Source organism: Plantactinospora sp. B5E13, from assembly GCF_039871775.1.
Taxonomy (GTDB): Bacteria; Actinomycetota; Actinomycetes; order Mycobacteriales; family Micromonosporaceae; genus Plantactinospora.
Genome location: NZ_JBDPLT010000021.1, coordinates 88,303 through 110,281, shown reverse-complemented (window position 1 = coordinate 110,281; position 21,979 = coordinate 88,303). Strand labels below are relative to the sequence as shown.

Sequence of the window (21,979 nt, the reverse complement as noted above, 5' to 3'; positions counted from 1 at the left end):
GAGGTGGCCGCGCCGTTACCGCGGGGTCGGAACGGCCGCCACCATCCGTTCGCGGTACGCCTCGACGAGCTGGCGTTCGGCGGTGCGCAGGTAGTCGTCGAGCACCTCGTGGGCGCGTTCCACGTCCCCGGAGCGGATCAGCCGCAGCAGTTCCCGGTGCCGGTCCAGATAGGGCTGGTGGAAGGTCTGCGGGGCGGCCATCACGTGGAAGGCCAGCCGGATCTCGGCGAGCGTCTGCCGCATGATCTCCTCGACCCGCGGGCTGCCGGCCAGGCCGGCGATGGCCTGGTGGAACTGCATGTTGGCGGTGCCGACGTCGAACCACCGCTGGTCGGCGGCGGCCTGTTCGCCCTGGAGCAGGGCGGCCTCGATCGCCTCCGTCGCGCCCGGCGGGCTCTGCCGGGCGTTGCGGACCGCCGCGCACTCGAGCACCCGGCGCACCCGGTAGATGTCGATCACGTCCTCGACGTCGAGGACCCGGACGAAGACACCCCGGTTGAGCTCGTGTACGACGAGTCGTTCGTGGATCAGCAGCCGGAACGACTCCCGCAGCGTGTTGCGGGAGACACCGAGCGCGGAGCCGATCATCTCCTCGGAGAGCCGGGTGCCCGGGAGCAGAGCTCCCTCGGTGATCCGCGCGCGCAGGATCTCGGCAACCCGTTGCGCGGTGCTGGCCCGGCTGATCAGCGCCCGGTCGTCCTGCAGCTTCGTCAGCCACGTCACGCGGTCATTGTCCGTCATTCTCTCGCGCCCTCAATCGGCAGAAGGGTTCGTGCTACGACGAGGTTACAAGTCAACATGACCATTGACGGATTGTTCAACAGTCTGCCAACCTGAACCTGCGGTCCTCACCACACATCCCCCGGGAGGCGCAATGTCGATCACCCTCGACCTGAACAGCGACCTCGGAGAGGGCTTCGGGGTCTGGCAGCTCGGCGACGACCTCGCCCTCCTGCAGATCGTGACCAGCGCCAACGTCGCCTGCGGATTCCACGGCGGCGATCCGACGATCATGCGACGCGTCTGCGCCGAGGCGGTGCGCCGCAACGTCTCCGTCGGCGCCCACGTCGGCTACCGGGACCTGGCCGGCTTCGGCCGCCGGGCGATGGACATCGAGCCCGACCGACTCGCCGACGACGTGCTCTACCAGCTCGCCGCGCTGGACGGCATCGCCCGCGCCGAGGGTGGCCGGGTGCGGTACGTCAAACCGCACGGCGCGCTCTACAACCGTACGGTGACCGACCAGGCGCAGGCCGCCGCCGTCGTCGCCGCCGTCGTCGCGTACGACCCGAGCCTGCCGATCCTCGGCCTGCCCGGCTCGCACCTGCTGCGACAGGCGGAGGAGGCCGGGCTGCCGGCCGAGCCCGAGGCGTTCGCCGACCGGGGTTACCGACCCGACGGCAGCCTGGCGAAGCGGGGCAGCCCGGGTGCACTGGTCACCGATCCGACCGAGGTGGCCGCGCGCTGCGTCGAGATGGCGACGACCGGTCGGGTGACCGCCGTCGACGGCAGCAGCGTCACCGTCAACCCCCGCTCGCTCTGCGTACACGGAGACACCCCGGGCGCGGTGGACCTGGCCCGCCAGGTCCGCGACGCGCTACAGGACGCCGGGGTACGGCTCGCCGCGTTCAGCTGAGGCGACGTCACCCCCGGCCCACACCCAGCAGCTCTGACCGGCGGCCTCCGACCCGCGCCTCCGGACCGGTCACCGACGGCCGGGCAGGCCCGCCCCGCCGACGGTGACCGACTCCCGCACCTCGAAACGCCGCCCGATCCCCCGGGCGGAACTGCACCAACCCGTCAGCGCGCCGGCTCCGTCCCCCTGGTTGGGCCCGGACGACGGAACCGACGCGGTTATCCAGGAAGGGTCAGGATCACTTTGAATGTGCAGAAGCTAACCGACAGTGTACGGGGGCGGATGAGGCTGATCGCCGCCACCGCCATCGGCGCCTCGCTGGTGCTGATGCCGGGAACGGCCGACGCCGGCCCGGCACCCCTCGCCGGTCACGGCGGCACCCCCGGACAGTGTTACGACCGGAGTGCCCGGACGACGTACGAGGAGACCCGGATCGACACCCCGGCGGCCCCGGGCGGGGTCCAGGTGCCGACCACCCTGGTCGAGATCGGCGGCTTCACCCCGTACGTCACGCGGTTGACCCGCGAACTGTGCGAGGTGCGTTCGGTCAAGCAGGCCGACAATCTGCTCCAGACCCGGGGCGCGGAGCTGTGGCGGACCGCGGCCGAGCGGGCCCAGGGCAAGCGGTGGATGGGCAGCATCGAACGGTACGACGACCGGCCGCTCTACTGGGCCCGCCTGATCGGCACCCGCGACCTGCGCCAGTGGCAGCCGGCGTTCCGGCTGACCGACACCGCCCGGGCCGCCCTGCTCAAGACCTTCGAGTACGCCTCCCGGGGCATCTCGTCGACCGACTTCTCGACCAGCCGGAACGTGACCCGGGTACTGGTCAGCGGCTTCGACCCGTACCAGCTCAACGGGGAGATCCGCCGCTCCAACCCGTCCGGCGCCTCGGCGCTGCAGCTCGACGGCCAGGAGTACCAGGTCGGTGACCGTACCGTGCAGATCCAGGCGGTCTCGCTGCCGGTGACCTGGAGCGGCTTCGACCTCGGTTACGTCGAGGACACCTTCGGGCCGCACCTGACCCGGAACAGCCGGGAACGCGCCGACCTGATCATGACGATCAGCCAGGGTGGCCGGGCCCGGATGGCGATCGAGCAGTGGGCCGGCGCCTGGCGGGGCGGCAGCGCGGACAACAACAACGAGGGCACACCCGAGGTCGTACCGCAGGTGACGAACTGGCCGCAGCCGCAGCCGAACCCCGAGTTCATCGAGACCACGCTGCCGTACCAGCAGATGATCGACGCGGGTACGACGCCGTGGCCGGTGGCCCTCAACCCGCGGATCTGCGAGTGGACCGGCAACACCCGGCCGGACCCGGCCAAGGTCTCCTGCCACGACAACGGGCCGTCCCCGGACGCCCAGGCGCAGCAGGGCGGTGGCGGCAACTACCTCTCGAACGAGAGCATGTACCGCTCCAACCGGCTGCGGCTCGCGCTCGGCGCGACCGACGTACCCGGCGGGCACCTGCACATCTCCTCGCTGGTCTACCCGCAGAACCCGCTCGACATCATCGACCCCGCGTTCGCCTCCGACCGCGCCCAGACGATCGAGCAGACCGTCGCCCTGGTGAAGGCCGCCGGCGCGGCCGTCTCCTGAGCCGCCGGCCGGGGCCGGGGGTGACGACCGCCCCCGCCCCCGGCCGCCCCGGCCGATCGGAAGGACCCCTTCCTGATCGCGGAAGCGAAAACAAGGGGCCCGTCCGCACACCTGCATCCGTCAGTAGAAAGGCCTGACCATGCGCAAGATCGTCAGTTTTGGCGCCGCCCTCGTGCTCGCCGTCGGACTCGGCGGGTGCGGGGGGTCCGACTCCGGTTCGACCGACGAGGTGAAGCTCGCCGGGTTGTGGCCGCTGAGCGGACCGAACGCCACCCAGGGAACCGACGTCCTGCACGGCGCGGAACTCGCCGTCGACGTCGTCAACAACGACCACCCCGGACTGGCCCTGCCACTCGGACCGGGCAAGGGCCTGCCCGGCCTGGGCGGCGCGCCGGTCAAGCTGATCACCGGTGACACCCAGGGCAAGCCGGAGATCGGCGCCGGTGAGGTGGACCGGCTGGTCACCAGCGAGAAGGTGGCCGCGGTGATCGGGTCGTACCAGTCCGGGGTGACGCTGACCGCGAGCCAGCGCGCCGAGCGGCTCGGCGTGCCGTTCGTCAACGAGGCGTCGTCCTCGGTGGCGCTCACCGAACGTGGCCTGAAGTGGTTCTTCCGGACCGGGCCGACCGACGAGACGTTCGCCCGGTCGATGTTCGACTACCTCAAGGCCCGGCAGGCCGCCGGCGAGCAGGTCCGGACGGTCGGCATCTTCCACAGCAACGACCAGTTCGGCAACGACGGCGCCGGGGTCACCGAGAAGGTCGCCGCCGAGGTGGGCCTGCCGGTCACGGTCAACGTGGCGTTCGACCCGACCGCCGCCGACCTCGGCTCCCAGGTCGCCCAGGTACGCGGGAAGAACCCCGACGTGCTCTTCGTGCTCGCCTACACCGACGCCGCGATCAAGCTGATGAAGACGCTGGACCAGCTCGACTACCACCCGCCGGCACTGCTCGCGTACGGCAGCGGCTTCGCCGACCCGGCGTTCGTCACCGGTCTCGGCGCGCTGGCCGACGGCGCCTCGAGTCGGGCCGCCTGGTCCGGTGAGATCGCCGAGAAGCGACCGGCCGCGAAGACCGTCGCCGACCTGTTCCAGCAGCGGTACGGGGCACCGATGACCGAGAACTCGGCCCGGGCCTTCACCGCCGTACTGGCGCTGGCCCAGGCGATCGACAACGCCAAGTCGGTCGAGCCGGCGAAGATCCGGGACGCACTGCGCGCCCTGGACATCCCCGGCGAGCAGACGATCATGCCGTGGACCGGGATCAGGTTCGACGACAAGGGCCAGAACACCGGTGCGGCCGGCGTGGTCGAGCAGATGATCGACGGGCGGTACCGGGTGGTCTTCCCGGCCGAACTCTCCTCCGTGCAGCCGGTCTGGCCGATGAACGGGGCCCGGAAGTGACCCGGGGGACGGCATGAGCGACCTGCTCCAGTCGATCGTCAACGGACTGCTGATCGGCGCGGTGTTCGCGCTGGTCGCGGTCGGACTGACCCTCATCTACGGGGTCATGGACGTGGTCAACTTCGCGCACGGCGAGATGGTCATGCTCGGCATGTACACCTCGTTCTTCGCCTGGTCGCTGCTCGGCCTCGACCCGTTGCTCTCCATTCCGTTGGCCGGGGTGTCGATCGCGCTCACCGGCGCGCTGCTGTACGTCGGTGCGGTCGGCCGGGTGCTCGGCAGGTCCCCGCTGGCCCAGGTGATCGTCACCTTCGGGCTGCAGGTCTTCCTGCGCGGCCTGGCCCAGTTCCTCTGGACGCCGAACACCCGGACGGTGCCCCGACCCTGGGCGGCCGACCTGCGCTGGGAGATCGGCCCGGTGGTGATCGGCGGCCCACAGGTGATCATGGCGGTGGGCGCACTGCTCGCCACCGGCGCGGTCGCGTACTTCATGAACCGGACCCGCCTCGGCGGCGCGGTGCGCGCCGCCGGGGAGGACCCGGCGGCGGCGTCACTGATGGGCATCGACCCCCGGAAGATGTACGCGCTCTGCTGGGTGATCGCCGGACTCGCCACCGGGGTCGCCGGGGCGCTGCTGATGAACTCGTACTCCGCCTCGCCGACCGCCGGGGTGAGCTTCGCGCTGATGGCGTTCGTGGTGGTGGCGTTCGGCGGCTTCGGCAGCATCACCGGCGCGGCCCTGGCCGGGCTGCTGGTCGGGGTCGCCCAAGGGCTGGTCGGCCTCTACGCCCCGAGCTACACGCTGGCCGCCGCGCTGGGCCTGTATCTGGTGGTCGTCCTGGTACGACCGCAGGGATTGCTGGGGACACGATGAGCACCACGAGCACACCCACCACACCCGCCCCGGCCGCGTCGGCGCCGGCCGGGGACCGTCCGTCGCGGGCCCGGCGGCTGCCGCCGTGGACCACCGCCGTGCTGGTGGTGGCGGCCCTGGCGGCGTACCCGCTGGTCTTCCTGGACTCGGCGGCGCACAACATCGGCATCCTGGCGTTGACCTTCGGGATCGCCGCGACCGGCTGGAACCTGCTCGGCGGCTACACCGGACAGATCTCCTTCGGGCACGCGCTCTACTTCGGTGCCGGCGCCTACACCACCGCGCTGCTGGTCCGGCAGGGCTGGTCGCCGTGGCTGGCGATCGGGATCGCGCTGCCGGTGGCCGCGGTACTCGCCGCCGCGGTCGGCTGGCCCTGCTTCCGGCTGCGGCACCACTACTACTCGATCGCCACCATCGCCGTCGCCGAGATCGTCTTCATCCTGGTCACCAACCTGCCCGGGCTCGGCCAGGCGAACGGCTGGGAGTTGCCGGTGGTCGAGCCGTCCCTGGCGAACCTGCAGTTCTCGCTGCTGGACAAACGGCCCTACTACTACGTGGCGCTCGGCTTCTTCTGCCTCGCGGCGGTGGCGGTCTGGCTCTTCCTGCGCGGCCGGGCCGGCAACTATGTCCGGGCGATACGCGACGACCAGGCCGCGGCGGCGGCGGTCGGAATCAACGTGCACCGGTACAAGCTGGCGGCGGCCGCGCTCTCCGGCGCGATCACCGCGCTGGCCGGCGGCTTCTACGTGATGTACGTCCTCTTCGTCGACCCGCCCTCCGGGCTGGGCCTGGACCTGTCGGTGTCGTTCACCCTGATGGCGGTGCTCGGCGGGGTCGGCCGGTTCTGGGGGCCGCTGCTCGGCGCCTGGGTGCTGGTCTTCGTCCAGGACGTCACCCGGCAGGAGTTCTCCGGCACCGGCCGCTCGGTCGACCTGCTGCTCTACGGCGCGCTGATCGTCCTGATCTCGATCACCGAGCCGGGCGGCCTGCTCGCGATCCTGCAGCGGATCTGGGCCCCGATCGCCCGTCGGCTGCGCCGCAGGTCGGCCCCGGAGCCGACCGGATCTGGTGAGGTGAGGGCATGACCAGCCTGCTGAGGATCGACAAGCTCTCCTGCCGGTTCGGTGGGCTGTGGGCCAACCGGGAGGTCAGCTTCGAGGTGGAACAGGGCGCCATCGTCGGGCTGATCGGTCCGAACGGTGCCGGCAAAAGCACCCTCTTCTCCATGGTGGCCGGGGCACAGCGGCCGACCGCCGGCCGGCTGGAGTTCGACGGGCGGGACGTGACCGGGTGGGCGCCGCACGCGGCGGCCCGGGCCGGGGTGGGCCGGACCTTCCAGTTGATGCGGGTCTTCGGCTCGATGAGCGTGCTGGAGAACCTGACCACGGCGGCGTTCGTCCGGCACCCCCGGCTGCGGGACGCCCGACGCCGGGCCGCCGAGGTCGCCGACCTGGCCGGGCTCGGGCCGGTCCTGGACGCCCCGGCCGCCTCGCTGACCGCCGCCTGGAAGAAGCGGCTGGAGATGGGGCGGGCGCTGGCCACCGAGCCGAAACTGCTGCTGCTCGACGAGGTGCTCTCGGGCCTGACCCCGACCGAGGCCCGGGAGGCGGTCGAGATCGTCCGGGCGATCAACCGGGACGGCGTCACCATCCTGATGGTGGAACACGTGATGGAGGTGATCATGCCGCTCTGTGGCCGGCTGGTCGTGCTGCACTACGGGGAGAAGATCAGCGAGGGCACGCCGGAGCAGGTCGCGCACGACCCGACAGTGGTCGAGGCGTACCTGGGGAAGGCGCTCTAGATGCTGACCGTCAGTGATCTCCACGTGGACTACGCCGGAGTCGTCGCGCTGCGCGGCGTCGACCTGACCGTGCGGGCCGGCGAACTCGTCGCACTGGTCGGCGCGAACGGTGCCGGCAAGAGCACCCTGCTCGCCGCCGTCTCCGGGCTGCACCGACCGGTACGCGGCACGGTGACCTTCCTCGACGAGAACGTCAGCGGGCTGCCGGCGTACCGGATCGCCCGCCGGGGGGCCGTGCTGGTGCCGGAGGGACGGCGGCTGTTCGGGCACCAGACGGTGCTGCAGAACCTGATGCTCGGCGGCTACCACCGGACCGAGGCGGAACGGCAGGCCGACCTGAAACGGGTCTACGACCTCTTCCCGATCCTCGCCGAGCGCTCCGGTCAGCGGGCCGGGACCCTCTCCGGGGGTGAGCAGCAGATGGTCGCGCTCGGCCGGGCCCTGATGAGCCGGCCGAAGCTGCTGATGCTCGACGAGCCGTCACTCGGCATCTCACCGAAGTTCACCAAGATGATCTTCGAGGTGCTGGCCGAGATCCGACGTACCGGCACCACCATGCTGCTGGTCGAGCAGAACCTGCGGGCCGCGCTGGACCTGGCCGACCGGGCGTACGTGTTGCAGACCGGACGGGTGGTGATGTCCGGCCCGGCGGCGGAACTCGCCGAGTCCGACGAGGTACGACGCTCGTACCTCGGACTGTGAGTCGACCGGCGGGGAGTGGATGAGGGTGCGGATCATTCCGGTCGGACTGCGGGCGCTGCTGGTCGAGCTGCCGACCCCGGCGCACGTCCAGGCGCTGGTGGCGGATCTGGAGCGGCGACGTACCGACGGTGACCTGACCGGGGTGGACGACGTGGTCCCGGGCGAGCTGACCGTGCTCGTCGACGGCGTCGCCGACCCCGCCGACCTGGCGGGGCGGCTCGCCGCCTGGCGACCCGCCTCGGTCCGGCCGCCGGACGGCCCGCTCGTCGAGATCCCGGTCCGGTACGACGGCGCCGACGTGGCCGACGTCGCCCGGCTCTGGCAGGTGCCGGAGGAGGAGGTCGGACGGATCCACAGCACCCCGGAGTACCGGGTCGCGTTCTGCGGCTTCGCCCCCGGCTTCGGTTACCTGACCGGGCTGCCGGAGCACTACCACCTGCCCCGGCGACCGGTGCCCCGGACCCGGGTGCCGGCCGGGTCGGTCGCGGTCGCCGGCGGCTACGCCGGGATCTACCCCCGTGACTCGCCCGGCGGCTGGCAGCTGCTCGGCCGTACCGACGTGGTGCTCTTCGACCCGGACCGGGATCCGGTCGCCCTGCTCACCCCGGGCGTCCGGGTCCGGTTCCGGAACCTCGGCGGATGACCCGCACCCGATACGTCGAGGTGGTCCGCTCCGGGGCGCTCAGCACCGTGCAGGACCTGGGCCGCCCCGGACACGCCCACCTCGGGGTGCCCCGGTCGGGCGCGCTCGACCTGCCGGCACACCTGCTGGCGAACCGGCTGGTCGGCAACCCGCCGGAGGCGGCCACGATCGAGACCACCCTCACCGGCGTCTCGGTCCGGCTCGGCCAGGCCGGCACGGTCGCGGTCACCGGGGCGTGGGCGCCGGTGACCGTCAACGGACGCCCGGCGAGTTGGTCGGCGCCGGTGTCCGTGCCGGCCGGTGCCCAGGTCGACGTGGCCACCGCGCGGCGTGGCGTCCGCAGCTACCTCGCCGTCTCCGGCGGGATCGCCGTCGCGCCGGTGCTCGGCAGCCGCGCCACCGACCTGCTCTCCGGGCTGGGGCCGACTCCGCTCGCCGTCGGCGAACGGCTGCCACTCGGCGAGGTCACGGGGCCGCCCGGCCCGGTCGACGTCGCGCCGACCGGGACCCTGCCCGAGGAACTGGCGCTGCGGATCGTGCTCGGCCCCCGCGCCGACTGGTTCACCGACGAGGCCCCCCGGATCCTCACCACCGGCCGGTACGTCGTCTCCACCGCCAGCAACCGGATCGGCATGCGGCTGGACGGTCCGCCGTTGCCGCGCCGGATCACCACGGAACTGCGCAGTGAGGGGGTGGTGCTGGGCGCGGTCCAGGTGCCTGCCGCCGGCACCCCGGTGATCTTCCTCGCCGACCATCCCACGATGGGCGGCTACCCGGTGATCGGGGTGGTGCACCCGGACGACCTGCCACGTACCGCCCAGGCCGCCCCCGGCACCCCCGTCCGCTTCGTACTGTGACGGTCGCTCCCACCGGCTTTCGCTCCCACCGGCTCCGCCCTGGCGTCATCCGGCGTCCGACAGGGGCCGGGGCGAGTCTGTCGGAACCCGAGGTCGACGCGGCGACTCTCCGTCTGCATGAGATCTTCGCAATCGGCTGTCCTGCTCGTCTGCACGGTGGTCGCCCTCGTCACCGGCTGCACGGCCGGGAACGCGCCCACCGGGACGGCGGCGTCCACTCCAGAGACGTCCCCACCGGCCAGACCGGGCTGTGGCTCCCCGGTCGAGACCGGTCCGCTGCCGGAGTGGGCCCGGACCGGGTTCTCCGGCGACGCGCGCATGCCGCACGTGCTGGGGGACCGGGGCGAGATCGTGGCCGCGATCTTCGGCTACCCGCTCACCGTCTCCCGGCCCGAGGGCCCCACCAACAAGATCCTCTGGGTGTCCAGGGCCGCGGACCCGCCCGGCGACCTGCTCATCGAGGCGGAACTCGACGGTTCGGACACCTCGGTGACCCAGCGGGTGACCGGTGGGCCCGGCCCCTCCATCGTCGACCTGCCGCAACCCGGGTGCTGGCACCTCACCCTCAGTTGGTCGGGCCGTACCGACACCCTGGACCTCAGCTACCGCTGACCGCCGGACGGCGCCAGGCAGCCCGGCTCCTTCCGGGCCGGCCCCCGGTTGGTGACCCCGGCCGCGGACGATCATGCTTGGACCGGTACGCCCGACCGGGCGTGCCCGATGGGAGGGAGTACCCCGATGACCGTCCGCCCCGCCTTCCACCTCGCGATCCCGGTCGACGACCTGGCCCGGGCCCGCGCCTTCTACGGGGGTGTGCTCGGGCTCGCCGAGGGACGCTCGGCCGACGCCTGGGTCGACTGGAACTTCTACGGTCACCAGGTGGTGACCCACGTCGTACCGGTGGCGCGGCAGTCCGACGCGGGCCGCAACCCCGTCGACGGGCACGACGTACCGGTGCCGCACTTCGGGCTCATCCTGTCGATCGAGGACTTCCACACCCTGGCCGACCGGATCCGCGCCGCCGGCGGCGAGTTTGTCATCGAGCCGTACCTGCGGTTCGCCGGCGAGCCGGGGGAGCAGTGGACGATGTTCTTCCGCGATCCGGCCGGCAACGCGCTGGAGTTCAAGGCGTTCCGCGACGAGTCGCAGATCTTCGCCAGGTAGGACTATGACAGTCGTCATGACTGTACGTATCATGACGACTGTCATACTCCGCCCGGTGGCGGAGCGCTGCCGGGGCGGGAGGACGCGTGGCGATCGGTTTCCTCGGGCTGGGACTGATGGGCCAGCCGATGGCACTCAACCTGGCCCGGGCCGGGACCCCGCTGCTGGTGTGGAACCGGACCGCCGCGAAGTGCGCCGAGCTGCGCGCGGCGGGCGCCCGGGTGGCCGGCACCCCGGCCGAGGTGTTCGCCGGGGCGGAGACCGTGCTGCTCATGCTCGCCAACGAGGAGGCCGTCGACCGGGTGCTCGGCCGGGGCACCGACGACTTCGGACCGGCCGTGGCCGGGCACACCGTCGTGCACATGGGCACAACCGCGCCCGGGTACTCGCAGGCGTTGGAGACCGACATCCGCCGGGCCGGCGGGCGGTACGTCGAGGCGCCGGTCTCCGGGTCACGCAAGCCGGCCGAGGCCGGCGAACTGGTGGCGATGCTCGCCGGCGACCCGTCGGCGACCCGGGCGGTCCGTACGCTGCTCGCGCCGATCTGCCGGGAGACGGTCGACTGCGGGCCGGTACCGAACGCGCTGCGGATGAAACTCGCGGTCAACCTGTACCTGATCACGATGGTCACCGGACTCGCCGAGGCGGTGCACTTCGCCGACCGACACGGCCTGGACCTGCGGCGGTTGCTGGCCGTGCTCGACGCGGGGCCGATGGCGAGCGCCGTCTCCCGGGTCAAGGCACGCAAGCTCGTCGACCACGACTTCGCGGCCCAGGCGGCCGTCGCCGACGTGCTGACGAACAGCCGGCTGGTCGCCGAGGCCGCCCGCGAGGCGGGGCTGGCCTCCCCACTGCTGGACGTCTGCCACCAGCTCTACTCCGAGACCGTGGCGCTGGGGCACGACGGAGCCGACATGGCGGCCGTCATCCACGCCATCGAGAGCCGGACCGACAGCGGCCGTGCCAGGCCGACTAACCCAGCACCAGCGAGAGTTCCCTGACCACCGTGTCGAGCTGCCCGACGTCGCGCCGGATCCGGGCCAGCATGATCGCGCCCTCCAGGGAGCTGATCATCAGCGTGGCCAACCCCCGCGCCCGCTCCGGCGGCAGGCCCATCCGCGCGAGTTCGTCCCGTACCGCACCCTCCCACCGGTCCGTCGCCGTCCGCAGCGGCTCGGTGACCGGCGAGTCGCTGCCGGCCAGGTCGGCGGCGACGGCCATCACCGGGCAGCCGCGCGCGTACCCGCGGGTCGTCAGGTCCTCCCGCCACCAGGCCGCGAGGTGGGCGAAGAGACCGGCCGGCGACGGTACGTCCGCGGTCCGCCGGTACGCGGTGGCCCAGGCCGCGGCGAACTCCGCCGACCAGATCAGCGCCTCGCCGACGAGTTGGTCCTTGCCCCGGGGGAAGTAGTGCTGGAACGAGCCCCGGGGAGCCGCCGCGTGTTCGACCACGTCGCGTACCCCGGTGGCGGCCACCCCACGGGCCCGCACCAACTGCGCCGCGCTGTAGACCATGCGTTCGCGCGGAGGTCGCGTCTCGCCGGACATGGCCGCCTCTCGTTCCTGCTGACAGCCGCGTCACGGCAGCTCAGCGATCCCGGAAGACTAGATCCTATGCCGGGCCGGCGACCGGCCCGTCCGCCCTCCGCCACCGGTCCGGCAAGATTTTCTGGCATTCTTCGGTCGAGGATGTCGAGAACCGTGCGCCGGCTTCTACCTGAGGGTGAGAGCGCCGAGACGGGCGCGAAGGCGTAGGGAGCCAGCGATGAAGTACATGCTGTTGATGCAGTTCAGCGAGGCCGCGGCCGAGTTCCCGCCGATCCACGCCTGGACGCCGGAGGAGATCCAGGCGCACATCGGGTTCATGGGCGACGTCAACGGCAAGCTCGTCGCCTCCGGCGAGTTCGTGGACGGCCAGGGCCTGGCGATGCCGGACCAGGCGAAGATCGTCCGGGCCGGGGACGGCGGCGGGCCCGTGGTCACCGAAGGTCCCTTCGCCGAGACGAAGGAGTGGCTCGCCGGCTACTGGATCGTCGACACCGACACCCCGGAGCGGGCGGTCGAACTCGCCGCGTACATCTCCACCGCCCCCGGGCCCGGCGGGCGTCCGCTGAACATGCCGATCGAGGTCCGCCCGGTGATGTCGGCCCCGCCGCAGGAGCTGTGACGGTTGACCACCACGTCGCGGGGGAGTGACGGGTCCTGAACACCCTCGACCGCACCGCCGAGGACCTGCTGCGCGATCTGGCGCCGCGGGTCCTCGGCGTGCTCGTCCGCCGGTTCGGCGACTTCGACACGGCCGAGGACGCGGTACAGGAGTCGCTGCTCGCCGCGGCGACGCAGTGGCCGCGGGACGGGACGCCGGACAACCCGCGCGGCTGGCTGATCCAGGTCGCCTCCCGCCGGATGATCGAACAGGTGCGTAACGAGCAGGCCCGACGCCGCCGGGAGGCGGTGGTCGCCCAACGGGAGCCGGCGGACCGGCAGTCGGCGCCGGCGGCGGACGTACCGACCCCGGCCGACCGGGACGACACCCTGCTCCTGCTCTTCCTGTGCTGCCATCCCGCGCTGTCGGCGACCTCGCGGATCGCGCTCACCCTGCGCGCGGTCGGCGGGCTGACCACAGCCGAGATCGCCCGGGCCTTCCTGGTGCCGGAGGCGACGATGGCGCAGCGGATCAGCCGCGCCAAGCAACGGATCAGCGCCTCCGGCGGCCGGTTCCGGATGCCGGAGGGACCGGACCGCGCCGACGCACTCGGCCAGGTGCTGCACGTGCTCTACCTGATCTTCAGCGAGGGGCACACCAGCAGCGGCGGCGCGGACCTGTACCGGATCGAACTGTCCAGCGAGGCGATCCGGCTGACCCGGGCCGTGCACGCGCTGCTGCCCGACGACAGCGAGGTCACCGGACTGCTCGCGCTGATGCTGCTCACCGATGCCCGCCGTCCGGCCCGGATCGGGCCGGACGGTGTGCTGGTCTCCCTGGCCGACCAGGACCGCAGCCGCTGGGACCGGGCCGCCATCACCGAGGGGATCGCGCTGGTCACCCGGGCGCTGCCGCGCGGACCGCTCGGGCCCTACCAGATCCAGGCCGCGATCGCCGCCGTACACGACGAGGCGGCGACGGCCGAGGAGACCGACTGGCCGCAGATCCTCGCCCTCTACCAGGTGTTGGAGCGGTACTCGGCCAATCCCGTGGTGGCACTCAACCGGGCGGTGGCGGTCGCCATGGTGCACGGCCCGCTGGCCGGCCTCGCCGTCCTCGCGGAGACGGGCTCCGACCCCCGGCTGGCCGGCCAGCACCGGCTCGACGCCACCCGCGCCCACCTGCTGGAGATGGCCGGCGACCGGGCCGCCGCGATCGCGCACTACCGGGCGGCGGCCAACCGGACGGCCAGCCTGCCGGAACGGCACTACCTCACCCTCCGGGCCGCCCGGCTGGCCTGAGCCGAGCGGCCCGGACCGGTCAGTCGCAGCCGGCTCCGGGGTTGTCGTCCGGAAGGCCGGCGCCGCCGTCGACGCTCGACTCGTACCGGCTGATCGCGGCGACCTTCGCGGCCGAGTTCGACGCCGTGTCGAAGCGATAGCCCAGCCACTCCCGGGCCAGCCGGCGAGCCAGTTCCAGCCCGATCACCCGCTGCCCCATGGCCAGCACCTGGGCGTCGTTGCTGAGCACCGCGCGTTCCACCGAGAAGCTGTCGTGGGCGGTCACCGCCCGGATCCCCGGCACCTTGTTGGCCGCGATCGCCATTCCCAGGCCGGTGCCGCAGATCAGCAAGGCCCGGTCCGCCCGGCCCTGGGCGACCAGTCGCGCCGCGGCGACGGCGACATGCGGGTACGCCGTGTCGTCGCCCCGGCCGACGCCGACGTCCTCGACCGAGGCCACCCGGTCGTCCGCCTCCAGGTCGGCCCGGAGGATCTCCTTGTACTGCAGGCCGGCGTCGTCGCAGCCGACGACGACACGCAGCCGGTTGTCGGTCACCTGGCCGGCTCCTGTTCCGGGTCGGACACCTCAGAGAGGTGCCGGTCGGATGACACCTCAGAGAGGTGCCGGTCGAATGTCGTCGCCACCGTCCGGAGACAGAGCGCCAGCGACACCGCCCCGGGGTCCGGGGTGCCGACGCTCCGCTCGGCCAACGGCCGGGCCCGGCCCACCCGGGGACGCAGCCCGGCGGTGTCGTCCGCCGCCCGGGTGGCCACCGCCGCCGCCTCACGCCAGGCCGCCCCGACGCTGTCGCCGGCACCGGCCGCCGCGTCGAGCGCGTCGTGGAACGGCACCAGAGCGTCCAACAGCGTCTTGTCGCCGGGTTCCGCGCCGCCGAGCCCCCGGATGGTCTCGACCGCCGCCCCGACCGCGTCCCGGAGATCGGCGGTGCCGACCGGGCTCCGCTCGTCGCCCAGATGCTCGCCGGCCGACCGCAGCGCCGCCCCCCACAACACCCCGGAGGTGCCGCCGGCCCGGGCCGCCCAGGCATCGCCGGCCGCACCGAGCACCGAGGCCAGCCCGTGTCCATCGTCGACCGCCACCCTGGCCGCCTCGAGCGCGGCCGTCACCCCGCGCAGCATGCCGCGTCCGTGGTCACCGTCGCCGGCGACCGCGTCGAGCCGACCCAGCTCCGCCTCGGCGTCCGCGATCGCCGCGACGACCTCGGTCAGCGCCTCGGCGACCGCCCGACCGTACGCGCGGGAGTCGGCACTGCTCCGAGGCGCTTCCGGTGGCCCGCCGCCGGGATCGTGGCGTCCGCTCGCGGCCGCCCGGTCACCGCTCGTACGGCTGCCCGGCACCCGGGCCGCCCCGTTCCCGGCCGGCGGCGCCGAACCGGCGGACACCTCGACCAGGTGCGGGTTCTTCCGGTACGCCGGAGTGTCGGCCGGCGCGCACCAGAAACGCTCCAGTTCCTCGTCCAACCAGCAGAGCGTCAGCGAGCACCCGGCCATGTCCAGGCTGGTCACCAGCTCGCCGACCTCCGGGTCCAGCACCGTCAGGCCGGCACCGGAGAGCTCCTCGGAGACCGTCTTCCAGACGACGAACAGCTCCTCGTACTTGGTGGCGCCGAGCCCGTTGAGGATGACGGCGACCCGGGAACCGGCCCCGGCCGGCTGTTCGGCGAGGACACCCCGGACGAGGGTCCGGGCGAGTTCGGCGGCGGTCGGCAGGTCGTCGGAGGAGACGCCCGGCTCGCCGTGGATGCCGAGTCCGAGCCCCATCGTGCCGGCCGGCACGGTGAACAGCGGATGGTCCTGGCCCGGCAGGGTGCAGCCGGCGAACGCCACGCCGAGGGTGCGGGTCCGGTCGTTGGTGACCCGGGCCACCCGCTCGACCTCGGCCAGCGGATAGCCGGCCTCGGCCGCCGCGGCGGCGGTCTTGAACACCACGAAGTCGCCGGCGATGCCCCGGCGCTTCTCCGCCTCGGCCGGCCCGGCACTCGCGATGTCGTCGGTGACCAGCACGGTACGGGTGTCGATCCCCTCCGCGCGCAGCCGCTGCTCGGCCAACCCGAAGTTCATCACGTCCCCGGCGTAGTTGCCGAAGAGGAAGAGCACCCCGGCACCGTTGTCGGCGGCCCGGGCCACCTCGTACGCCTGCTGTGCCGACGGCGAGGTGAAGATGTTGCCGACCACCGCACCGTCGGCGAAGCCGGGACCCACCACCCCGCAGAACGCCGGATAGTGTCCGGATCCGCCGCCGACCACGACCGCCACCTTGCCGGCGCGGGTCTGGCCGGCCCGGACCACTCCGCCGGGGACACCCCGGACGTAGCGGTGGTGCAGGTCGAGGAAACCGGCGAGCATGTCGTCGCTGAACGCGGCGGGATCGTTGAAGAGTCGGGTCAACGGTCAGCTCCTTCGCCTCGGGCGCGGGCCGGCCCCGGCCCGGCTGTGCCGTCCTCCGGCGCCAGCAGCGTGACGAGCCGGGAGTCGTCCTCGGCCGCCATACCCTGGCGCATCGCCAGCGTGTAGAGCGCGGTGGCGGCGGCAGCGACCGGTGTCGGTACCCCGGCCGCCGAGGCGACCCTGCCGACGATGTGCATGTCCTTGTTGATCACGTCCAGCCGGGACCGCAGTTCGACGTCGCCAGTGTACGCGCGCGCCATCCGTGGCCCTCGATCCGCCAACATGAACGACGCCGCCGCCCCCGAACCGAGCACCTGCACCACGGTGTCCAGGTCGAGACCGAGTGCGCGGGCCAGCGCCAACGCCTCGGCCGCGGCGGCGGTGTGGATGCCGCAGAGCAGTTGGTTCACCGTTTTCATCGTCTGGCCGTCACCGGGGTTCGGGCCGACGACGTACACGGTGGAGGCCAGCAGGTCGAGCACCCGGCGGGCGTTCGCGAGTGCCCGGTCCGCCGCGCCGACCATGATCAGCAGATCGCCGGTGCCCGCCCGGACCGGCCCGCCGCTGACCGGCGCGTCCACCAGGTCGACGCCCCCCTCGGCCAGGCTCGCCGCGACGGCGCGGGCCGCCTCCGGGCCGACCGTGCTGGTCAGCACGACCACCGCGCCCGGCCGCAGGGTGTGGACCGCGCCGTCGGCACCGAACAGGGCCCCCCTCAGCTGCTCCTCGTCGCGCACCGCCAGCACCGCGACGTCCGCGCTCCGGCACGCCTCGGCGGGGCTGGCCGCGGCGTGCGTACCGCCCTCGACCGCGAGGGCCCGACGCTCCGGGGAGACGTCGAAGGCCCACACCGGCAACTCACCGCCGAGCCGGAGTGCCATCGGCAGCCCCATCGCGCCCAGGCCCAGGACGGCGACCGTCGTGCTGGCGCCGTCCCGTCCCGGGGCAGCCGTCGCGGCTCCACTGTGGTCGACCGGATCGCGGTTCACGGCGCCTCCTTCGGGGGCAGGATCGAGGCCAGGTAGCGGCGGTTCGTGGCCATCACCCCGAGGCCGTCCCCGCCGTACTGCTCCAGACAGAACGCGCCGGTGAAGCCGTACCCGATCGCGTCCCGGACCGCCCGTCGGTAGTTGATCACGCCGAGCTCCATCGACGTCGGCGTGCTCAGCACCGCACCCGTCGTGCCGTCCTCGAACCGGTGGTAGTTCTTGACGTGCCAGTAGTTGGTCAGCGGCAGGCACTTCTCGAGCATCACCTCGATCGGCTCGATCGGGCGGTGCAGCCGGACCAGGTTGCCGAGGTCGGGGTTGAGTCCGACGTTCGGGTGTCCGATCTCCTCGACGAGACGGACGGCCGAGTCGGCGGTGCCGAGCAGGGTGTCCTCGTACATCTCCAGCGACAGCGCGACGCCGACCTCGGCCGCGTGCCGACCCAGCTCGCGCAGCCGGGCCGCGGCCAGCCGGCGGTTCTCCGGGTCGTCCGCGTCACGCGGCCCGTCCACGGTCCAGAACCACAGCACCGCACGCTGCCGCTCGGTCAGCGGCCGGTGCAGGCCGACGCTGACCACCGAGCAGCCGAGCGCCGCGGCCGCCTCGATCGCCCGGTGGCTGTACGCGAGGTTCTCCTCCCCGGCCACCGGGTCGATGACGCTGCGCCGGATCACCGAGACCGCCTCGGCGCGTAACCCGGCCGCCCGGACCGCCTCGCCGAGTTCGGTCAACCGGGCCGGCGGGAGGTCGGCGACCCGGACCCACGAGTCGGTCAGGTCGACCTCGGTGAAACCCTCCGCGGCGACCTCGGCCAGGATGTCCCGCCAGGTCTGGGCCGGTGCGTCCTGCACCGGTACGCCGGGCCGCAGTTCGGCCGGGAAGGGCAGCATCGCGGCGGCCAGCGCCCAGCCGGAGTCAGCCGTCGACACGGTGCCTCCCCGGCGCGTCACGCAGCAGCTCGGCCAGTGGCTCGCGGCGCAGACACCGGTCGAAGGCGAACGAGTCGGCGAGCGCCTCGGCCTCCTCCGGGGTCAGCCCCTCGAAGCAGCGGGCGAAGTCGCCGACCATCGGCTCGGCGAGCAGGATGTGCCGGACCAGACCCCGGACCCAGCCGTGCTGTCCCCACGGGTACGGCTGGAAGTCCGGGAACTCCTCCGCGAAGAGCCGCTCGATCGGCTCCATGACGTGTCGTACCCCGGTGTCCACCGAGCCCCAGGAGTCGACCCCGAGGCGGGCCTTCTTCTCCAGCACCGGAGCGATCCGGCGCAGGTACGGACCGTCCGGGTCGGCGTGCACCAGCCCCTGCAACCCGATGTCCTTGTACGTCCACAGTGCCCAGCTCGCCCCGTGCTCGGCGTAGATCTCCAGCTGGTCGGCGAGAATCTGCCGGCGTTGCGTGTCCCGCTCCGGGTCACCGGTGTAGACCGGCCCGAACTCGCCGACCCAGATCGGGGTGCCGGTGTCGCGCATGTACGCGGTCCGGGCCAGGAAGGTCCGCTCCAGGACGTCCCGGTCGACGTACTCGCCCCGGGAGATCCCGGGGTAGGGGCCGCCGTCGACGAAGCCGGGCAGGGTGTAGTCGTGCGCGGTGTAGACGGTGTTCGGCAGCGGGTCGCCGAGCTGGTCGAACTGGGTGGAGTAGCGGTTGCCGTCGAGGAAGAGCACGTGCCGGGGGTCGACGGCCCGGATCGCCGCCTCCAGCCGACGGTAGAACGGGCCGATCGCCTCGCCGACCGCGTCACCGGGCTCGTTGACCGGGTTGTAGCCGGCCACCCACGGGTTGTCCTTGTACCGGTCGGCGAGCGCCTCCCACAGGTGCACGACCCGGTCCTGGAAGTGCCGGTGGGTCCAGAAGTGCGCCCAGTGCGTGGGATTGTCGCTGTGCCAGTGCTGGTTCTGGTAGCCGGGCACCGCGTGCAGGTCGAGGATGGTGTATATGCCGTGCCGGGCACAGGCGTCGACCACCTGGTCCAGCCGGCGGAACCCCTCCTCCTTCAACTCGAACGGCCGGTCGTCGTCCTCGAAGTGCCGGTAGTTGAACGGCACCCGGACCGAGTTCAGGCCGAGCGAGGCGAGGTAGTCGGCGTCGGCGTCGGCGAAGAAGACACTGAGGAACCGGTCGAAGAACCGTTCGTAGCCCTCCGCGCCGAGGGTCGCCCGCAGCGCCCGCCGCTGCTGCGACTCGGTCCCCGGGTAGCCGGTGATGAAGTTCTCCATGTTCATCCAGCCGCCGAGGCCCACGCCGCGCAGCACCACCGTGCTGCCGTCGTCGGTGACCAGCCGGTCACCGTCGACCCGGACGAAGCCGTGCCGGGGGGAGGGGATGTCAGCCATGGTGCTCCTCAGGGTCGCGGGCGAACAGGTCGGTGCCGCCGGCGCGGTCCGCGAGCCGGCCACAGCCGGCCACGTCCCGCTCGCCGTCGGCGATCACCACGTCGTAGCGCAGCCGGAGTTCGGCGCCGGGCGCGAGCGGGTACTCGCGGTCGAAGAACGGTGCCGGGCCGAGGCAGGCGTACGGTTCGGTACGGACGAACCAGCGGGTCGTCTCGGCGCCCAGGTTCGTCGGATGGTTCCGGAAGACCAGCGTGGAGGCGAGCGTGCCGGGCGGCCCGTAACCGTCGTGCTGACCGACAAAACCGAGCCAGCGGCCACGCCAGCCCATCAGTTCGTCGGCGCCGGTCCGGTCCTCGGTGACCACCCGGCCGCCGATGAACGAGCGGGGTCCGTGCCAGAGCATTCCGCCGTACCCGGCGTTCTCCCGACCCTGGGTGGTCGGGCTGCCGATCGTGATCGTCTCGTTGGTGTTGTTGCGCAGCACCGTGGAGAACTGCAGCAGCCAGGCACTGAGGTTGGCCCAGACCGCCACCGCGAGCCGGCGCTCTTCGATGGCGACCGGGTGACCGTGCGCGGCGACCCAGCGTAGCCGCTCGGTCAGCCGTACGGCGTCGGCGTCCCGGCGCAGCACCGGGAAGTCGTGGTGTTCGACCCGCCCGATGTTGTCCAGTGCCTGGTAACCCCGGCCCCGGACGTACGTCCCGCCGCCCCAGAAGTTGTCCGGCCCGAAGTTCGAGATGCCGAAGCAGAGTCCCTTGTGCCACCGGTGGTCGTGCGGCCGGTACAGGCTGACCTCGTTGCCGGCCAGGGTCCGCAGCGGGTGCAGGTACGGGCGCGGCGACTCCTCCGCCGGCTCCTCCGGGGTGTAGACGTAGCGGAGAAGTTCGGCGCCATGCCAGCCGACCCGTACCGACCGGCCGACGTCGTGGTTGACGGTCAGCCCGCTGCCGGGCCCGCCGGACCGGCCGGACCCGGCCGGCGTACCGCCCGGCAGCGGGGCCGGTGCGGGGGCCGGAGCCGGTACGACGGGGGCGGAGATGTTCACCATCGGGGTCCGTTGCCTTCCATCTTGCGGTAGAACGGTGAGTCGGCGGTCAGGTCGGCCGCGCGGACGGGGGAGCGGGTGAACGCGGAGGCGTACACCCCGGCGACGAGTCCCATGGTCCGCCGGCTCTCCGCCGAGTCGACCGGGGGCGGCGTACCGGCCCGTAGCGCCCGGACCACCTCGGCGAACTGGGCCCGGTGGGCGCTGCGTACCCCGGCCGGGCCGGCCCGCCAGGCGGCCAGCACCTCGTCGGCGTGCTCCGGGGCGGCGGTGATCCGCCAGTCGTCGTCGCCGTACCCGTACAGGTGGGTGACCTCGACGGTGGCCCGTTCGAAGTCGAAGCGCAGGTAGCTCTCCTCCCGGACCGAGACCAGACTGTTCACCACGCTGGCCACCGCACCGTTGGCGAAGCTGACGTGCGCCATGCTGACGTCCTCGGTCTCCATTCGTCGGGCCTGCTGCCGGGCGATCGCGGACACCTCGGTCCAGTCGCCGAGGATCGCGCAGAGCAGGTCCATCTGGTGGATGCCGTGCCCCATCGTCGGCCCGCCGCCCTCGGTGTCCCACCGACCCCGCCACTCGACGTCGAAGTACGCCTGGTCGCGGAACCAGGTGGTGTGGCAGACCGCGACCAGCGGACGTCCGAGCACCCCGGAGTCGAGCAGCGCCCGCAGCCGCAGCGCCCCGGTCCCGAACCGGTGCTGGAAGACGGTCGCCACCGTGGCGCCGTACCTCTTCTCGGCCTCGACCAGTTCGTCCAGTTGGGCCAGGCTCAGCGTCGGCGGCTTCTCCACCAGGACGTTGCTGCCGGCGGTGAGGCAGGCCAGGGCGAGCGGATGGTGCGAGCCGGGCGGGGTGCAGAGGTGCACCAGGTCGGGGCGGTCCTTCTCCAGCAGGCTCGTCAGGTCGGCGTGCCGGGCCGGTACGTCGTACCGGTCGGCGAACGCCGTGAGCCGGTCGGCGTTGACGTCGACGGCGCCGACCAGGCGTACGTCATCGCCGAGCTCCCGCAGCGACTCGGCGTGGATGCGGGCGATGTTGCCGGTGCCGACGACGGCGACGCGGAGGGGTTCCACGGCACAGCTCCTCAGGTGGGGT

At 72.6% G+C, this 21,979-nt stretch carries 23 protein-coding genes; 14 read left to right on the top strand and 9 right to left on the bottom strand.

The window, feature by feature from the left end; translation table 11 throughout:
• Nucleotides 1-15: 15 nt before the first annotated feature.
• A complete protein-coding gene (locus ABGB05_RS20305) occupies nt 16-723 on the bottom strand; it encodes a GntR family transcriptional regulator (RefSeq protein WP_347655015.1) in 708 nt (235 codons plus the stop codon).
• A 151-nt stretch (nt 724-874) separates the two neighbouring features.
• Here ABGB05_RS20305 and ABGB05_RS20300 point away from each other — a divergent pair, with 151 nt between their 5' ends.
• From ABGB05_RS20300 to ABGB05_RS20245, 12 genes are all read left to right on the top strand, one after another.
• Nucleotides 875-1,636, top strand: coding sequence for a 5-oxoprolinase subunit PxpA (locus ABGB05_RS20300; RefSeq protein WP_347655014.1), 762 nt, complete (start codon nt 875-877; stop codon nt 1,634-1,636).
• A gap of 282 nt (nt 1,637-1,918) precedes the next feature.
• A complete protein-coding gene (locus tag ABGB05_RS20295) occupies nt 1,919-3,235 on the top strand; it encodes a hypothetical protein (protein WP_347655013.1) in 1,317 nt (438 codons plus the stop codon).
• 139 nt (nt 3,236-3,374) lie between these two features.
• Entirely contained in the window at nt 3,375-4,637 is a 1,263-nt protein-coding gene (locus ABGB05_RS20290) for an ABC transporter substrate-binding protein (RefSeq protein WP_347655012.1), read from the top strand.
• A gap of 13 nt (nt 4,638-4,650) precedes the next feature.
• Complete coding sequence (locus ABGB05_RS20285) at nt 4,651-5,511, top strand: branched-chain amino acid ABC transporter permease (RefSeq protein WP_347655011.1); 861 nt, start codon at nt 4,651-4,653, stop codon at nt 5,509-5,511.
• On the top strand, nt 5,508-6,596 hold the full coding sequence (locus ABGB05_RS20280; RefSeq protein ID WP_347655010.1) for a branched-chain amino acid ABC transporter permease: 1,089 nt from the start codon (nt 5,508-5,510) through the stop codon (nt 6,594-6,596). Before ABGB05_RS20285 ends, ABGB05_RS20280 begins: the two co-directional genes overlap by 4 nt.
• On the top strand, nt 6,593-7,312 hold the full coding sequence (locus ABGB05_RS20275; RefSeq protein WP_347655009.1) for an ABC transporter ATP-binding protein: 720 nt from the start codon (nt 6,593-6,595) through the stop codon (nt 7,310-7,312). The genes ABGB05_RS20280 and ABGB05_RS20275 overlap by 4 nt, the downstream gene beginning before the upstream one ends.
• On the top strand, nt 7,313-8,014 hold the full coding sequence (locus ABGB05_RS20270; protein ID WP_347655008.1) for an ABC transporter ATP-binding protein: 702 nt from the start codon (nt 7,313-7,315) through the stop codon (nt 8,012-8,014). It begins immediately after the preceding gene.
• A 19-nt stretch (nt 8,015-8,033) separates the two neighbouring features.
• Nucleotides 8,034-8,657 (top strand): 5-oxoprolinase subunit PxpB, encoded by a 624-nt coding sequence (gene pxpB, locus ABGB05_RS20265; protein ID WP_347655007.1) that lies wholly within the window; start codon nt 8,034-8,036, stop codon nt 8,655-8,657.
• Nucleotides 8,654-9,514, top strand: a complete 861-nt coding sequence (locus ABGB05_RS20260) for a biotin-dependent carboxyltransferase family protein (protein ID WP_347655006.1) — start codon at nt 8,654-8,656, stop codon at nt 9,512-9,514. The genes pxpB and ABGB05_RS20260 overlap by 4 nt, the downstream gene beginning before the upstream one ends.
• Before the next feature lie 117 nt (nt 9,515-9,631).
• On the top strand, nt 9,632-10,126 hold the full coding sequence (locus ABGB05_RS20255) for a hypothetical protein (protein WP_347655005.1): 495 nt from the start codon (nt 9,632-9,634) through the stop codon (nt 10,124-10,126).
• A gap of 126 nt (nt 10,127-10,252) precedes the next feature.
• A complete protein-coding gene (locus ABGB05_RS20250; RefSeq protein WP_347655004.1) occupies nt 10,253-10,678 on the top strand; it encodes a VOC family protein in 426 nt (141 codons plus the stop codon).
• A gap of 86 nt (nt 10,679-10,764) precedes the next feature.
• Complete coding sequence (locus ABGB05_RS20245; protein WP_347655003.1) at nt 10,765-11,679, top strand: NAD(P)-dependent oxidoreductase; 915 nt, start codon at nt 10,765-10,767, stop codon at nt 11,677-11,679.
• Here the strand turns inward: ABGB05_RS20245 and ABGB05_RS20240 are convergent.
• The gene (locus tag ABGB05_RS20240; RefSeq protein ID WP_347655002.1) at nt 11,651-12,226 is read right to left on the bottom strand and encodes a TetR/AcrR family transcriptional regulator; all 576 of its coding nucleotides are present in this window, start codon (nt 12,224-12,226) and stop codon (nt 11,651-11,653) included. The two genes, ABGB05_RS20245 and ABGB05_RS20240, sit on opposite strands and share 29 nt — an antisense overlap.
• A gap of 217 nt (nt 12,227-12,443) precedes the next feature.
• On the opposite strand from ABGB05_RS20240, the gene ABGB05_RS20235 reads away from it, so the two are divergent.
• The gene (locus tag ABGB05_RS20235) at nt 12,444-12,845 is read left to right on the top strand and encodes a YciI family protein (RefSeq protein WP_347655001.1); all 402 of its coding nucleotides are present in this window, start codon (nt 12,444-12,446) and stop codon (nt 12,843-12,845) included.
• 35 nt (nt 12,846-12,880) lie between these two features.
• Nucleotides 12,881-14,125 carry a sigma-70 family RNA polymerase sigma factor gene (locus tag ABGB05_RS20230; RefSeq protein WP_347655031.1) on the top strand — a complete coding sequence of 415 codons (1,245 nt, stop codon included), beginning with the start codon at nt 12,881-12,883 and terminating at the stop codon, nt 14,123-14,125.
• Nucleotides 14,126-14,144: 19 nt separating this feature from the next.
• On the opposite strand, the gene ABGB05_RS20225 is transcribed toward ABGB05_RS20230, so the two are convergent.
• The 7 genes from ABGB05_RS20225 to ABGB05_RS20195 are packed head-to-tail and all read right to left on the bottom strand — an operon-like array spanning nt 14,145 to nt 21,957.
• Nucleotides 14,145-14,660 carry a ribose-5-phosphate isomerase gene (locus tag ABGB05_RS20225; RefSeq protein WP_347655000.1) on the bottom strand — a complete coding sequence of 172 codons (516 nt, stop codon included), beginning with the start codon at nt 14,658-14,660 and terminating at the stop codon, nt 14,145-14,147.
• Nucleotides 14,657-16,513 carry a dihydroxyacetone kinase family protein gene (locus tag ABGB05_RS20220; protein WP_347654999.1) on the bottom strand — a complete coding sequence of 619 codons (1,857 nt, stop codon included), beginning with the start codon at nt 16,511-16,513 and terminating at the stop codon, nt 14,657-14,659. The genes ABGB05_RS20225 and ABGB05_RS20220 overlap by 4 nt, the downstream gene beginning before the upstream one ends.
• Nucleotides 16,510-17,502: an NAD(P)-dependent oxidoreductase gene (locus ABGB05_RS20215; RefSeq protein ID WP_347654998.1), complete on the bottom strand. Its 993-nt coding sequence runs from the start codon at nt 17,500-17,502 to the stop codon at nt 16,510-16,512. Before ABGB05_RS20215 ends, ABGB05_RS20220 begins: the two co-directional genes overlap by 4 nt.
• Nucleotides 17,499-18,431 carry a sugar phosphate isomerase/epimerase family protein gene (locus ABGB05_RS20210; protein WP_347654997.1) on the bottom strand — a complete coding sequence of 311 codons (933 nt, stop codon included), beginning with the start codon at nt 18,429-18,431 and terminating at the stop codon, nt 17,499-17,501. The genes ABGB05_RS20215 and ABGB05_RS20210 overlap by 4 nt, the downstream gene beginning before the upstream one ends.
• A complete protein-coding gene (locus ABGB05_RS20205) occupies nt 18,418-19,836 on the bottom strand; it encodes a glycoside hydrolase family 5 protein (protein WP_347654996.1) in 1,419 nt (472 codons plus the stop codon). The genes ABGB05_RS20210 and ABGB05_RS20205 overlap by 14 nt, the downstream gene beginning before the upstream one ends.
• Complete coding sequence (locus ABGB05_RS20200; RefSeq protein ID WP_347654995.1) at nt 19,829-20,884, bottom strand: PmoA family protein; 1,056 nt, start codon at nt 20,882-20,884, stop codon at nt 19,829-19,831. Before ABGB05_RS20200 ends, ABGB05_RS20205 begins: the two co-directional genes overlap by 8 nt.
• Entirely contained in the window at nt 20,878-21,957 is a 1,080-nt protein-coding gene (locus ABGB05_RS20195) for a Gfo/Idh/MocA family oxidoreductase (protein WP_347654994.1), read from the bottom strand. The genes ABGB05_RS20200 and ABGB05_RS20195 overlap by 7 nt, the downstream gene beginning before the upstream one ends.
• Nucleotides 21,958-21,979: the final 22 nt, after the last annotated feature.